Source organism: Moraxella sp. E33BD, from assembly GCF_041807865.1.
Taxonomy (GTDB): domain Bacteria; phylum Pseudomonadota; class Gammaproteobacteria; order Pseudomonadales; family Moraxellaceae; genus Moraxella; species Moraxella haemolytica.
In genome coordinates, this window is record NZ_JBGTZD010000007.1 from 1 (window position 1) to 13,804 (window position 13,804).

Annotated in this window: 16 protein-coding genes and 1 tRNA gene; 11 read left to right on the top strand and 6 right to left on the bottom strand. The window is 41.5% G+C overall.

Translation table 11 applies throughout. The annotated features are described in order from the left end of the window. The 4 genes from ACERC6_RS05295 to ACERC6_RS05310 form a co-directional block, all read left to right on the top strand. Window positions 1–660: Tfp pilus assembly protein FimT/FimU (locus tag ACERC6_RS05295; protein ID WP_373628065.1), on the top strand; the 660-nt coding region annotated here is incomplete at its 5' end. A gap of 11 nt (window positions 661–671) precedes the next feature. Then, a complete protein-coding gene (locus tag ACERC6_RS05300; protein ID WP_284674030.1) occupies window positions 672–1,706 on the top strand; it encodes a 5'-nucleotidase in 1,035 nt (344 codons plus the stop codon). A gap of 68 nt (window positions 1,707–1,774) precedes the next feature. After that, entirely contained in the window at window positions 1,775–2,617 is an 843-nt protein-coding gene (locus ACERC6_RS05305; RefSeq protein ID WP_373628066.1) for a TatD family hydrolase, read from the top strand. Then, the gene (locus ACERC6_RS05310; protein ID WP_284674032.1) at window positions 2,614–3,384 is read left to right on the top strand and encodes a tRNA threonylcarbamoyladenosine dehydratase; all 771 of its coding nucleotides are present in this window, start codon (window positions 2,614–2,616) and stop codon (window positions 3,382–3,384) included. Before ACERC6_RS05305 ends, ACERC6_RS05310 begins: the two co-directional genes overlap by 4 nt. A 62-nt stretch (window positions 3,385–3,446) precedes the next feature. Here ACERC6_RS05310 and efp read toward each other — a convergent pair whose 3' ends face one another. Continuing rightward, window positions 3,447–4,016 (bottom strand): elongation factor P, encoded by a 570-nt coding sequence (efp, locus tag ACERC6_RS05315; protein WP_284674033.1) that lies wholly within the window; start codon window positions 4,014–4,016, stop codon window positions 3,447–3,449. A gap of 145 nt (window positions 4,017–4,161) precedes the next feature. On the opposite strand from efp, the gene epmB reads away from it, so the two are divergent. The 3 genes from epmB to lpxC all read left to right on the top strand — a co-directional run bounded on the left by epmB (window position 4,162) and on the right by lpxC (window position 6,444). After that, a complete protein-coding gene (gene epmB, locus ACERC6_RS05320; RefSeq protein WP_373628067.1) occupies window positions 4,162–5,178 on the top strand; it encodes an EF-P beta-lysylation protein EpmB in 1,017 nt (338 codons plus the stop codon). Between the two features lie 57 nt (window positions 5,179–5,235). Then, window positions 5,236–5,312, top strand: a tRNA-Val gene (locus ACERC6_RS05325). Between the two features lie 199 nt (window positions 5,313–5,511). Continuing rightward, window positions 5,512–6,444 carry a UDP-3-O-acyl-N-acetylglucosamine deacetylase gene (gene lpxC, locus ACERC6_RS05330; RefSeq protein ID WP_373628068.1) on the top strand — a complete coding sequence of 311 codons (933 nt, stop codon included), beginning with the start codon at window positions 5,512–5,514 and terminating at the stop codon, window positions 6,442–6,444. Here the strand turns inward: lpxC and ACERC6_RS05335 are convergent. Both ACERC6_RS05335 and ACERC6_RS05340 read right to left on the bottom strand, forming a co-directional pair. Next, the gene (locus ACERC6_RS05335; protein WP_373628069.1) at window positions 6,427–6,657 is read right to left on the bottom strand and encodes a hypothetical protein; all 231 of its coding nucleotides are present in this window, start codon (window positions 6,655–6,657) and stop codon (window positions 6,427–6,429) included. The genes lpxC and ACERC6_RS05335 overlap by 18 nt on opposite strands. A 101-nt stretch (window positions 6,658–6,758) precedes the next feature. After that, entirely contained in the window at window positions 6,759–7,274 is a 516-nt protein-coding gene (locus tag ACERC6_RS05340; protein WP_373628070.1) for a hypothetical protein, read from the bottom strand. Window positions 7,275–7,546: 272 nt separating this feature from the next. On the opposite strand from ACERC6_RS05340, the gene ACERC6_RS05345 reads away from it, so the two are divergent. After that, a complete protein-coding gene (locus tag ACERC6_RS05345) occupies window positions 7,547–8,209 on the top strand; it encodes a CHAP domain-containing protein (RefSeq protein WP_373628071.1) in 663 nt (220 codons plus the stop codon). A 97-nt stretch (window positions 8,210–8,306) separates the two neighbouring features. Here ACERC6_RS05345 and ACERC6_RS05350 read toward each other — a convergent pair whose 3' ends face one another. Together ACERC6_RS05350 and ACERC6_RS05355 are read right to left on the bottom strand one after the other, a co-directional pair. Further along, window positions 8,307–8,906 carry a hypothetical protein gene (locus ACERC6_RS05350; RefSeq protein ID WP_373628072.1) on the bottom strand — a complete coding sequence of 200 codons (600 nt, stop codon included), beginning with the start codon at window positions 8,904–8,906 and terminating at the stop codon, window positions 8,307–8,309. 69 nt (window positions 8,907–8,975) lie between these two features. Next, window positions 8,976–9,296 carry a YhbY family RNA-binding protein gene (locus tag ACERC6_RS05355; RefSeq protein WP_284674040.1) on the bottom strand — a complete coding sequence of 107 codons (321 nt, stop codon included), beginning with the start codon at window positions 9,294–9,296 and terminating at the stop codon, window positions 8,976–8,978. A gap of 176 nt (window positions 9,297–9,472) precedes the next feature. On the opposite strand from ACERC6_RS05355, the gene ACERC6_RS05360 reads away from it, so the two are divergent. The 3 genes from ACERC6_RS05360 to ACERC6_RS05370 all read left to right on the top strand — a co-directional run bounded on the left by ACERC6_RS05360 (window position 9,473) and on the right by ACERC6_RS05370 (window position 13,086). After that, window positions 9,473–10,105 carry an RlmE family RNA methyltransferase gene (locus ACERC6_RS05360; protein ID WP_373628073.1) on the top strand — a complete coding sequence of 211 codons (633 nt, stop codon included), beginning with the start codon at window positions 9,473–9,475 and terminating at the stop codon, window positions 10,103–10,105. A gap of 125 nt (window positions 10,106–10,230) precedes the next feature. Next, window positions 10,231–12,129, top strand: coding sequence for an ATP-dependent zinc metalloprotease FtsH (gene ftsH, locus ACERC6_RS05365; protein WP_284674553.1), 1,899 nt, complete (start codon window positions 10,231–10,233; stop codon window positions 12,127–12,129). A gap of 177 nt (window positions 12,130–12,306) precedes the next feature. Next, the gene (locus ACERC6_RS05370; protein WP_373628075.1) at window positions 12,307–13,086 is read left to right on the top strand and encodes a lysophospholipid acyltransferase family protein; all 780 of its coding nucleotides are present in this window, start codon (window positions 12,307–12,309) and stop codon (window positions 13,084–13,086) included. Between the two features lie 82 nt (window positions 13,087–13,168). On the opposite strand, the gene ACERC6_RS05375 is transcribed toward ACERC6_RS05370, so the two are convergent. Then, on the bottom strand, window positions 13,169–13,657 hold the full coding sequence (locus ACERC6_RS05375) for a peptidylprolyl isomerase (RefSeq protein WP_373628077.1): 489 nt from the start codon (window positions 13,655–13,657) through the stop codon (window positions 13,169–13,171). Window positions 13,658–13,804 lie beyond the last annotated feature (147 nt).

Here is a 13,804-nt window from a genome sequence, read left to right on the forward strand (position 1 = left end):
AAACGTCTTAGCACCGATGGTAGTGTGGTTCGCCCATGTGAGAGTAGGTCATCGTCAGCATCTTATTTCAAACCCCTCACATTGGAAGATGTGGGGGGTTTATGTTTGGGGGGGTTGGGTTTCATGATTGAAAAGCATCAAGAAGGATTTGGGTTGTTTGAGATGATGATTGTGCTATTCATCATTTCCATCTTATTATTTTTTGCCTATCCTTATTATGAAGTATTGGCGCAAAGATTTGAATCTAATGCGGTGCGTCGCTATATTTATGAGTCTATTCGTGTGGCAAAAATAGAAAGCTATGTACAAGACAAGGATGTGATTATTTGTGCGATGAATACATCAGATCAGTGCAGTAAGGTGGCTCAACAGAGGCTTGCGGTATTTTTGGATAACAATCATAACAACCAGTTTGACATAAAAGACGATATTGTTAGCAGCCAACCATTAATTTTAAAATATGGTATAATCGATATGCGTGCTTCGCTAGGTCGAGATTACATGAAGTTCATGGGTGATACAGGTAAACCCCGTGGTAATTTTGGACATATTAAATATTGTAATATTGCTGATAATAAGCAGAACAGCTTTCAAGTAGTGATTAATGCTCACGGCGTGGTTTCTTTAAAACAAGGCGACATGATTGAGATTGGTTGTTAGGTGGTGGTTAGATGGCGGTGGATTTTTCTCAGACTTTGATTGTGGCAATTTCAGCATCGGCATTATTTGATTTATCTGCCATTGAGGATAAATTGCTTACATTAACCCAACAGAATGCAAAAACTGCCGCTAAGCGTTTTCGTGAGTATATGCAATCTCAGGAAAGTGAGCCGTTGCAACATGGTGCAGGCTACCCACTTATTCGTGCCTTATTAAATCTCAATAAGTATCAACAATCAAAGGATTATCATGATGAATCGCCTTTTGTAGAGGTTGTGATTGTTTCTAAGTCCACGCCTGATATGGGTATACAAGTGTTAAATGCAATTCGTACGCACGGTTTGGGTATTACTCGTTCTGCCTTTATATCAGGAGCATCGGTGGCAGATTATATCAAAGACTTTGATGTGGATTTATTTTTAACGACCAATCAAGAGGATGCTCAAAAGGTAGCTGATGCTAAAATTTGTGCTTGTGCGATTTTAGATGCAACCCCTATTGATATCTCTGAGTTAGATACTGAGCAAGTGCGTATCGCTTTTGATGGTGATGCGGTGCTGTTTGATGAAGCTGGTGAGTTGGTATTTCAACAACAAGGTCTGCAAGCATTCCATCATCATGAAGATGAGTTAATGGATTTGCCCATGCAAAAAGGCCCTTATGCGGATTTTTTGATTAAGCTGTCTAAATTGCAAAATAAATTGCCCAATGAGACTGAAGATGCGGTGCACAACCCAATTCGTATTGCTTTGGTTACCGCTAGAAATGCCCCTGCGGATATGAGAGCGATTAAAACTTTGCGTGAATGGGGCGTAAGTGTTGATGTGGCATTCTTTTTGGGTGGGCTTGGTAAAACTAGGGTACTAAAAACTTTTGCTCCGCATATTTTTTTTGATGATTCCATCAGGCATATTAATGCAGCACGGAGTGTGGTACCATCTGCCTTAGTGCCATATCACTCTACTTCTCCACTTAATGAATTGACTAAATCTTTAGACAGCCAAGTTTTTCAACCGGTTAATCCATGTGCGCAGAAAAAATCATAAAGAACAACACGGTTAAAACTTCGTTGTTGTCATTTTATTATTGTTACCAAGATGAAGTAGCCTAAAAAATGACCATTGAATTGATTGATACCCATACACATTTTGATGTGTCTGATTATGATATGACGCGAGATATGCTCACCAAAAGAGCCTACGATGTTGGTGTGCGTCATTTGTTGCTTATTGGTCTTACGGCAAAAAACTTTGAACGGATGCTTAAAGTGCATAAGTTGGTATCTAATCAGCAGTTGGTTCAAGCTCATTTGGCATTTGGACTACATCCTTTATACATCTTTGAACATTGTGATGAAGATTTATCAATGCTTGATGCGTACTTATCTGCTCATCAAAATATTGCTATTTCGGAAATTGGGTTGGATACTTTTGATAAGTCGTTGGCGATACTTGAGATATTTGCCAAACAAGAGCGGTTTTTTATTGAACAAATTAAGCTTGCTCAAAGTCATGACCTGCCCATCATTTTACACATTCGTAAGGCACATGGGCGAGCATTGCAGATTCTAAAAGCACAAAAATATTCTGCTAAGGCACTAGGTGGTATTGCTCATAGCTTTAGTGGTGGTGAGCAAGAAGCACTTGCTTTTGTAAAAATGGGATTTAAATTGGGTATTACAGGGCAAATCACCAATCCCAATGCGAAAAAATTACGCCGAGTGGTCATGATGTTATTTCGCCAATTTGGAACATCGCCTTTTGTGATTGAGACTGATTGCCCCGATATGATGCCAGTGCCTTGCCAACACCAAGGATTTTTGAATGAACCTGCCAATTTGACCTATGTGCTTGACGAGTTGGCAGTCCTATTTAAGATGGATAAAGAAGTACTGGCAAGGCAACTGTGGCAAAATACGAACGAAGCTTTGCGTCAAAATTGGATTTATAAATCATGAATGATGAGATGTTGAGTGCTCGCGGATTTACTGGCACTCGTACGCTGTATGGTCAAAATTTTGAGAAATTCTGTCAGGCTCATGTCTATGTGATTGGTGTGGGTGGTGTAGGTTCTTGGGCGGCCGAAGGTCTTGCTCGAACGGGCGTTGGTGAGATTACTTTGGTGGATTTGGATGTGCTTGTTGAGAGCAATATCAATAGACAATTACCCGCCTTAGCTTCGACGCTTGGTGAGTCAAAGATAGAGGCGATGGCATACCGACTAAAACAAATCAATCCTAACCTTGTGCTAAACTTGGTTGATGATTTTGTTACGCCTGACAACATTAAGACCATACTGCCTACCAAAGAGATGGTGCAAGATGCCTTAGCGATGGGTCGCCGTATTGTGGTGCTTGATTGCGTTGATGACATGAGTGCCAAACTTGCCATCGCCTTGCACTGCCGATTTAATAAAATAAGATTGGTTGTCTCAGGTGGTGCAGGCGGTAAAATTGACCCAACTCAGATTCAGGTTGCCGACCTAAAAGATGTGAGTCAAGACCCACTACTTGCTAAGCTGCGAGTTCGCCTTAAAGAGAAAAATATCAGTCAAAATAAAAAGGGTAAATTTGGCATCAAGTGTGTTTATTCTGCTGAGCAGTTAAAATTGGCGACAGTGTGTGAAAGTGGTCTAAACTGTGGTGGTTATGGCTCAGCGGTGGCGGTAACAAGCGTGGTGGGTATGGTGATGGTATCTGAGTGTCTATCGATGATTGCTAAATAAATAAGGCTTTGGCTTGAATATGGTAATAAAAAACCCCCAAAATTGGGGATTTTTTATTAGGATTATACACGAGAGAGGTATTCACCTGTACGAGTATCAACCTTGACAATCTCTTCTTGCTGTACAAATAGTGGTACACGAACGACAGCACCTGTTTCTAGGCGTGCAGGCTTACCACCACCGCCAGAAGTATCGCCACGAAGACCAGGGTCTGTCTCAACGATTTGTAGTTCAACGAAGTTTGGTGGGGTAACACTCAATGGTGTGCCGTTAAAAAGGGTGATGGTGCAAAGTGCGTTTGAGTTTTCTTTTAGCCATTGTGCTGCATCGCCCATGGCGTTTTTATCAGCAGACATTTGCTCAAAGGTTTCTGGGTGCATGAAATGCCAAAACTCGCCATCATTGTACAGATAGTTCATTTCGGTATCAAGCACATCCGCACCTTCTAGGTTATCGCCAGATTTAAAGGTTTGTTCTAGAACTTTACCAGTTTTTAGATTGCGAAGTTTTACACGGTTAAAGGCTTGACCTTTACCTGGTTTTACATATTCGTTTTCGATGATGGAGCAGGGGTTGCCATCAAGCATAACTTTTAGACCTGCTTTAAAATCATTGGTAGAATAACTTGCCATGATGATTACCTTTTTTAAAAAAGAAAAACTTGTTAAAAAACAAACTGGGGCGAAAGTGCGGTATAATAAAACGCCCGAAAATGTCGCTGAACAGCACATTATATATAGTTTTATTGAATGTTGTCAAAAGATAATGAACGATTTTATGAAAAATTCCGCCATACCAGTGGTTGATGAATTAAAAAGTACTACTTGGCAAGAGGAGCTTGGTCAAGCGGTCAGTAGCGTCCATGAGCTGTATGAGATTTTGGGTCTTGATTGTACTAAAATACACACCCCTAAGTCATTTGGGCTAAAAGTACCAAGAGCTTTTGTTCGTAAGATGAAGCAAGGTGATTTAAACGACCCTTTGCTCTTGCAAGTATTGCCAGATACGCAAGAGACAATAGCGATGGCAGGATACAGCAACGACCCTTTGCTTGAACATGAACATAATCCCATTAAGGGGTTGTTGCACAAATATAAAAGCCGTGTGTTGATTACGACCACAGGGGCGTGTGCGGTGCATTGTCGTTATTGCTTTCGCCAGCATTTTGATTATCAGTCGAATATGCCAACAGCTGCTCAAATGGGAGAAATTGGGAGTTATATTGCCGCTTGCGATGACATTGATGAAGTGATTTTTAGTGGTGGGGATCCATTAAGTCTAAGTCATCGCCGTTTGGCATTATGGTTTGAGATGATAAATGCTCTGCCCAATATCAAAACCATTCGCATTCATACTCGTCTGCCAGTAGTGTTGCCAAGCCGTGTTGATGATGCGTTACTAACCTTATTAAAAAATTCGCCTAAGAACATTGTCATGGTGTTGCACATCAATCATGCCAATGAAATAGATACGGTTTTGCAGGATAAATGCCAAGCCTTAAAACAAGCGGGTATTACGCTATTGAATCAAACTGTGCTATTAAAAAGTGTGAATGATGATGTAGATACGCTATGCAAACTGAGTCATGCGTTGTTTGGGGTAGGGGTGTTGCCGTATTATCTGCATGTACTGGATAAGGTGCAGGGGGCGGCTCATTTTGATGTGCCTATTGCTCGAGTGGTGGAGATTTATTGGCAGATGCTTGAGCGATTGTCAGGATATTTGGTGCCAAAGCTAGTTCAGGAACTGCCTAACAAGCCCTATAAGACCCCTGTTAATCTGTATCGTGAATAAAAAGTAAAAAAGTGCTTGCAAAATTTTCAAAAATTGATAAAATAATCAACACTTTTTAGGCGTATAGCTCAGTTGGTTAGAGCACCACCTTGACATGGTGGGGGTCGATGGTTCGAGTCCGTTTACGCCTACCATATTTAAACCCCTGTAACCGTAATGGTTGCAGGGGTTCTTCTTTATATTTGTTGTAAGTGGTGATTCTTTTATTAAGTAAACTAAATGTAGTCAAGCAATTAAAGATGAAATTTTGCGGATTTGATTTGTCAGTGGATGACAAAGTTGTGATGAAGTGATAAACTATTTGTTAAATATTTTGTAACATTTGGAATAGCCATGATTTATGAACGCACCATCGCTCAAGAGATTACAGCGACTGGCATCGGACTTCATAGTGGAAAGCAGGTGGTGCTGACCTTATCGCCTGCCGAAGCTGGTGCGGGTATTGTCTTTGAACGCATGGATTTGAATAATGCACATATTCCGATGAGTGCCAGTTTGGTACAAGACACCATGATGTCGTCCAATCTGGTTTGTGGCGAGGCTCGTGTCGGTACGATTGAGCATTTGCTATCGGCAGTGGCGGCGTGCGGTCTTGACAATCTTGTCATCAAGGTTGATGCTCCCGAAATGCCTATCATGGATGGCTCTGCAGCACCGTTTTTGTATCTGATTCATCAGGCCGGCATTCAAGAGCAAGACGCCCCCAAGCAGTTCTTAAAGATTGTAAAGTCCGTGCGTGTTACTGATGGTGATAAATGGGCGCAGTTTGAGCCTTATGATAAGGGGTTTTTGATGGATTTTGAGATTGATTTTGATCATAAAGCCATCAAAGCTACCAACCAAAAAATTAGTCTAGACTTTAATACTGCCAATTTTGCCCAAGAAATCGGCAGGGCACGTACTTTTGGATTTTTAAAGGATTTGGAGTACCTAAGAGCCAGAAATCTAGCCCTAGGCGGTAGTTTGGATAATGCAGTGGTGCTTGATGACACTTCGATTTTAAATAAAGAAGGTCTCCGTTATCCTGACGAATTTGTCCGTCACAAGATGCTTGATGCAGTGGGTGATTTATTTGTTATCGGGTATCCGATTTTGGCATATTTTTCTGCTTATAAATCAGGCCATGCGGTGAATAATATGCTAATTCGTGCCGTGCTTGCTGACCCAAGTTGCTATGAAATTGTAAGTTTTTGTAACAAAGAAAACGCACCCATTGAATATTTAGAGCCTGTTTTTTTCTATCAAAAATTAAGTCAAATTTGCTAAATAACCAATAATAAGTAAGTTTTGTGCAATTAAATAGTAAGATTGCATGGGTTTTGCCAACTGCATTATCAAGCTGGTTATTATAATCAAGGAAAAACCGCCAAATTGTAGCATCAGGCGGTTTTTCTTTTGATAAGCCTTTGTGATTCTAGGCTTTAACAATGGCGGACCATCAATTATCGTAGAATACGAATCATTGATTGATGTTGGCATGATGGTCTGATTTTGGTTTTTTTGATTACATAACTTTACAAAACTAGGCAATATTTACCCATCTATTCACAAAACTATGACAATAAACAGTCGTTCACTGATTAGTCATTACTCAGACGCAATAGTGCTTGCTTTAACCCTTCATGGGTGATGACAGTCGTTGCGGTTTGGTTTATAATACGCTTCGTGTTTTCGCTTAAGGTTTTTTTGGAACTGAATTGGCGAGAGTCTGATGATTGAGTTTTTGGTGTTACTATGACGCTAAGCTCTTCTAAAAAACAAAACCGTTTATCATATGCACGCAAAGCTTGAACACAACTATCGGTAAGATAGCGCATATGATTGGCAGCGGTTGTTGAAGGTAGAGCTATTGTAAGGCGATGCTTGTCGACATGAGCAATGATGCAGTCGTTAAGTAGCTCACTTGGAAACAGTGCTTGTAAAGCATTTTTTACCAAAATACCATAAGAGTGCCGTTGTTCTATCTGCTCTGCAAGGTGTTTGGGGATGCTTGCACCAGCGGCGGCTTGTTTTTCAAGCGTGCTTGCTAAGTGGTTTGGGGTGTTATTTTTGACCAACAAATCATCAATATGCTTTGGTTTTGTTAAATCGGACATACTCTTACCTATTATAATGCCAAAAAATCATGGACATGGTGTCCAACAGAGCAAGTGTATCATGCCTTACGAGTAGATTACCAACAAAATTGTATGGCTTTTTAAAAGATTGTTAAGCTGTGTTGTTTTTTGTTGTATGTGTATTGTGTTAGGTAATCTTGGTGCATTCGGATGTGTATCGCTGTTCACAAGCTTTTAATCAAAACCCAATTAAGGCCGACCAAACAAAGGGGCTAACCCAAGTATGTTTTGGGCGTGCAAGGACTATATCTATGAAAAGAGTATTTTGGTTGATGTCAGCAGTTGGGCTGACTTTTGGACAATCTAGTATTGCCCAGTCAAATAGCATCCAAGTAGATCAAGTGGACTATACGAATGTTGATGTGGTAAATATTGATGATACCATCAACCAGTTGATTGCTAGACAGTCAGCGACACCAACATCATACACCAACCAATATTCAAACGCATCAAATCTTAGTGGTAATTACCAGTCTTTAGCCAAACCTGCTCCGCTCACTGCAAATAGTGCACCAAGTATTGCTGCTAAGGCTGCTTCAAGAGTGGCACACGGTAAGAGTATGGGTCGCTGTGCTTTGTATGTTAGAAAGGCCTTGCAATCAGCAGGTTATGAGTTTACTCCAAACCCATCAGCGTATCAGTATGCAAATGGCACATTAGCAAGTGCAGGATTTACCAAAATCAGCAATGATAATTATCAACCGCAGATTGGTGATGTGGTTGTATTTAACCGCACTGCTCGTAACCCACACGGTCATATTCAGATTTATGATGGCAATCAATGGGTTTCTGACTATCGCCAACCAAAATTCAGCCCATATAGTGCACATAATGGCTATACCGTGTGGCGTGATATGCGTCATGCGGATGCATCGGCAGACACAGGCATTATGTTGGCTTTAAATGAACAATAAACGATGAACTGATATAGAACCGACCAATAAGGTCGGTTTTTTTGGCACTCAAAGAGATTTATTTGCACAGGGTGTCTGATGGGGGTGGAGTTTTGAGTTAGTCTTGAACTAGAGTTTGCCAAAATGCCTTGTTGTGAAAGTCGGGTGGGCTTGCATGGCAAGAAGCATAAAAAATGGGTGTGCCATTATGATATAAGGTGGCGGTAGTATTGATGTTGTTGATGTTCATCTGCTTAATGCCATCGAGTGTAACGCCTAAGTGATAGACATTAATTGTGATTTGCTTTTGATAAATATGTTCGTTTTTATTGACTGTTACAGAGCCATCTGCTCGCATGGGCGGTAGCGTGCTTGGTGAGCGATAATCATCAAAGCGATACAGATTAAATGCACCATTTGGAGAAAAATTCAGCTCAAAATAAGATTTGCCATCACCGCCTTGCAAATCAAAAAAGCATTCTAGGCAATGCTCTTCCCATAAAAAATCTTGGCGTTCTAGTTTGTCAGTAGGGTGGTAGGATACATCTAACCAGTCGCATTGCTCAATATAATAGCTTAATTGTAGGGTGTCTTTTTGGGTGCTGACGATGACTTGTATTTTTGGGGCGTCATCTGTAGTGGGTGTGAGTATAAAGCGTTTTGTTGTGGATGGCATAGCCAACCGATGAAAAAACAGGTGATGTGAATGTATGGTCATGATTTTTCTAAATGACTAAGATGGAATTGCTTAAATAAAAAGTCGCTTATACAAACGACTTTTTGATGATTAGTATCCAAATCTTGCTAAGTTAGACAGCTTAGGATTGGGTTCTGGGTTTTTGCGAAGTAACAGCACCATGCGTCCAATGTGATGAATGACTTCACTCTCGGTTGCTTCTGCCAGTGTATTGGCACACTCTTTTCTTGCGTCAGAAGAGCCTGCAGGAATTTTGATTTTGATGAGTTCGTGGTCATGCAAGGCACGCCCAACTTCTTCAATAACAGCAGGGCTAAGACCATCGCTACCAACGATGACAACAGGATTTAGGCGATGACCGATGCCACGCAACTCTTTTAGGTCTTGTTTTTGTGCTTTTTTGTTGCTCATAAATATTTCCAAAGTGAAAAATTTGCGAATTTTATGAACATTATAGCAGAAATTATCCCAAATTATCTGAGAAAATGGTAAACTAGAGCGTTATTGAATTTATTTAGTAAAATTTATCATAGACATGACGGTGATTGTTGAACGCTACCGTCGTTGTTACGGATTATTAAGGCATCATGGCAACTCGCATCACCAATAAGAAATTTTCAAAATCTAGTCGTGCTTGGATGAAAGAGCATATTGATGATTTTTATGTGCAAAAAGCCCAAAAAGATGGCTATCGTGCTAGAGCGGCTTATAAATTGCTTGAGATTAACGAAAAGACAGGTCTTATTAAAAAAGGCATGACGGTGGTGGACTTGGGTTCTGCCCCTGGCTCGTGGTCGCAAGTAGCAGGTCAGCTTGTGGGTGATGAGGGTGTGCTGATTGCTTCTGATATTTTACCGATGGATACTTTGGAGAATGTTACCTTTATTCAAGGTGATTTTCGTGAACAGGAAGTTTTTGATAAAATCATGGCTGAGGTTGATGGGCGAAGCGTCAATGTGGTACTCTCTGATATGGCACCAAACACTTCAGGTATGTCGGCAGTGGACATGCCACGCATGATGTATCTGTGTGAGCTGGCGGTGGATTTTGCTTTAAAGGTGCTACCAGAAGGCGGTGCACTTATCATGAAAGTTTTTCAGGGTGAAGGTTCGCCTGAGCTTCGTGCCCAAATGCAAAAAAAGTTCAGTAAAATTAAAAGTATTAAGCCTGTTGCTAGCCGACCACGATCAAAAGAAATGTTCTGGGTGGCGATTAAATAGATAATCTGGCTTGAATTTTTAAAGACAATCCGCATATTAACTAAAACTGCACATGGTGCAAAACAGGGCAAGCCCCTAAAAATCAGCGAATAACGCTAAGTAATATAGGAAAATTAGTGAGCGACATGGTAAAAAGCACTTTATTGTGGCTGGTTATTATTGGCGTGGTGGTTGCGATTTTTAGCAATCTAGACCGTACCAATGCCGATGCTGACCAGTTGAATTATTCATCATTTGTAACGGCCGTTGCCAAAGGCGAAATCAAGGAAGTGAAGATTGATGGCGAAGAGATTACGGGCACCAAAGTTAATGGCTCGGAATTTGAGACAGTGCGTCCCCCCATCAGTGATGATGAGTTAATGCCACTGTTGCGTGAGCATAATGTGGAGGTGCAAGGAACTTTGCCCGAGCGTCAAGGTCTAGGCTCTCAGCTATTGATTGCCGCCTTTCCCATTCTCTTGATTATTGGTTTGCTGTGGCTATTTATGCGTGGCATGGGTGGTGGTAGTGCAGGCGGCGGCATGGGTGGGCGAAACCCTATGAGCTTTGGTAAATCTAAGGCTAAAATGCTGTCTGAAGATCAAATTAAAGTTACCTTTGCCGATGTGGCAGGCTGTGAAGAATCCAAACAAGAAGTTGTGGAGATTGTTGACTTTTTAAGAGACCCTGACAAATTCACCAAGCTTGGTGCAACCATTCCACGAGGCGTACTGATGGTAGGTCCGCCTGGTACAGGTAAAACCTTGCTTGCCAAAGCCATCGCAGGCGAAGCAAAAGTGCCGTTTTTTTCAATCTCGGGTTCTGACTTCGTGGAGATGTTCGTTGGTGTGGGTGCTAGCCGTGTGCGTGATATGTTTGAGCAAGCCAAGAAAAATGCCCCTTGTATCATCTTTATTGATGAGATTGATGCAGTTGGTCGTCATCGTGGCTCTGGCATGGGTGGCGGTCACGATGAGCGTGAACAGACTCTTAACCAGTTGCTTGTCGAAATGGACGGTTTTGAGGGTAATGATGGTGTTATTGTTATTGCAGCGACTAACCGTGTTGATGTGTTGGATAAAGCCTTATTGCGACCAGGTCGTTTTGACCGCCAAGTATCTGTTGGGTTGCCTGACATTAAAGGTCGTGAGCAGATTTTAAATGTGCATCTAAAAAAACTACCACAGACCATTGGTGTCGATGTGAATGCACTTGCTCGTGGTACACCAGGATTTAGTGGAGCTCAGCTTGCCAACCTTGTTAACGAAGCTGCTTTATTTGCCGCTCGTCGCAATAAGTCGCATGTGGACATGAACGACTTTGAGGATGCCAAAGACAAGCTCTACATGGGACCAGAAAGAAAATCTATGGTGTTGCGTGAAGATGAACGCCGTGCCACAGCTTATCATGAAGCAGGTCATGCCTTGGTTGCTCAGCTGTTACCAGGTACTGACCCTGTGCATAAAGTTACTATCATGCCACGAGGCTGGGCATTGGGCGTAACATGGCAGTTGCCAGAACAAGATGCTGTTAGCAACTATAAAGATAAGATGCTAAACGAGCTTTCCATCTTGTTTGGAGGTCGTATCGCTGAAGAGATTTTTGTGAATCGTAAGTCTACAGGGGCGAGTAATGACTTTGAGCGTGCCACCAAAATGGCTCGTGCGATGGTTGCTAAATATGGCATGAGTGATAATCTGGGCATCATGGTCTATGAGGCTGAAGAGCATGGTGGTTATATCGGTGGCTCAACTCGCACCATCTCAGAGGCAACACAACAAAAAGTTGATGATGAGATTCGCCGTATCTTAGAAGAACAATATAATGTGGCATACAAACTCATTGATGATAATCATGACAAGATGCACGCCATGGTGGATGCACTCATGAAGTGGGAAACCATCGATCGTGAGCAGTTTTTGCAAATCATGAATGGCGAAGAACCTCGTGAACCAAAAGAATATCAGCATGAAGTGCTGGACATTACTGTGGGTGCACCAAAATCGCCATTTGATGAGCTACCGCCACCATTACCTACTGCTTAACCATGGCAATAAAAAACAGTGTCGTTATGACGCTGTTTTTTATTGCCTGTCAATCTGTTCTACCAATAATCTTTTTAAATTTAAACACTCGTTCACTAAAAATGCTTGCAATTTTACCAAAAGTCTTATAGCATGATTATTTTTATTTTCTAAAATCAATTGGTAAGAAGTATTATTATGGCAGGTTTTTTAAAAACTCAATTTAATCGTGGAAAAAAAATCACAGGCATGGGGCTGACACTTGTTGGTGGATACCGAGCTGCTAAGCGTATCGGTGCATTTGGCGAGGTGCCACCTAGAGATATCCTGCCTAAGTACATTCAAACCTTTTGCAAAAAGATGGCAAATTCATTCGGTGTGCAGGTGGTGCAGGTTGAGCGTGTTCCGCAGATGCAAGGGCTATGGGTTTGCAATCATGTCTCATGGCTTGATATCCCTGTGGTAGGTAGTGTTGCTCCTGTGTTTTTCTTATCGAAGGCGGAGATTGGTGAGTGGTTTATTTTTGGTCGTCTCGCTAAGGCAGGCGGTACGCTATTTATTAAGCGTGGGTCTGGGGATTCTGCCAGTGTGAGTGAACAGATTGCTGACTTTTTGCGTGGTGGTTCATCAGTGGTGTTCTTTCCTGAGGCAACAACCACAGATGGCAAACAAATCAAAAAAATTCATGGTAAGCTATTGGAGGCTAGCATACAGACAGGATTGCCCATCCGACCGATGGTTATTGCTTATGTGGATCAAGATGGCAAGTTGTCGGATGATGCTGCTTATTATGGTAAGCGTACGATGGCACAAAGCTTAAAGAGAGTTGCTGACAGTAGTGGTATTACTGCTTATGTATTACCGCTAGATCCAATATTCTCAGAGAATAAAAAGAGAAATGAGCTAACTGCTGAGTTACAACAGGCGATGGAGATGGGATTGGCGGAATTACACAAAAGGGTATTAAAATCCAACTAAGGATGATAAACAACAAAAACAAATGATTGTTTTTGTTGTTTTTTTTGATGACTAGACCGCCTAAGAGTTCAGTGATGATTGATTAGACAAATTTTAGACTGCTTTCGCCTTTTGGCGTTACCTTAAAAATTTGCACCTTAAACAGCACCTCTTGCCCTGCTAATGGATGGTTAAAATCAACCTCAACCTCATCGTTGCCAACCTTGCTAATCACCCCAACAAGCGAGTTTTTGCCTTTATCATTAAATTCCATCATCATTCCGACTGCAGGATTCGGCTCAGATAAGGAAAACTTGGCTCGAGGGAAAGTTTGTACATTGTCGCTGTTCCACACGCCAAAGGCTTGTTCTGGTGGTAGGTGGGCGGTTCTGACATCGCCTGCTTTTAGATTGATGAGAACCTGCTCAAAGCCTAAAAGTAGACTCTCATCGCCAACAGTTAGGCTGACAGGCTCATGACGCCCAAAGGTTGAGTCAATCACTGTGCCATTGGGTAGGCTGACTTCAAAATGCAGACTGACGACACTGCCGTGGGTGATACGAATCTCTTCATTAGGTAGAATGGGGTTCATGGGTTCTTAGCCTATATTGATTAAATTTGCTTAGTTTATCATAGGCGTAATTGATAGTAAAATATCCAACGAGCGTTAGAAGGCTGTGCTAAATCAATTTTATAAGCATAATAAAAAAGGGCGAAAAACCACACCCTTTTTAATGCT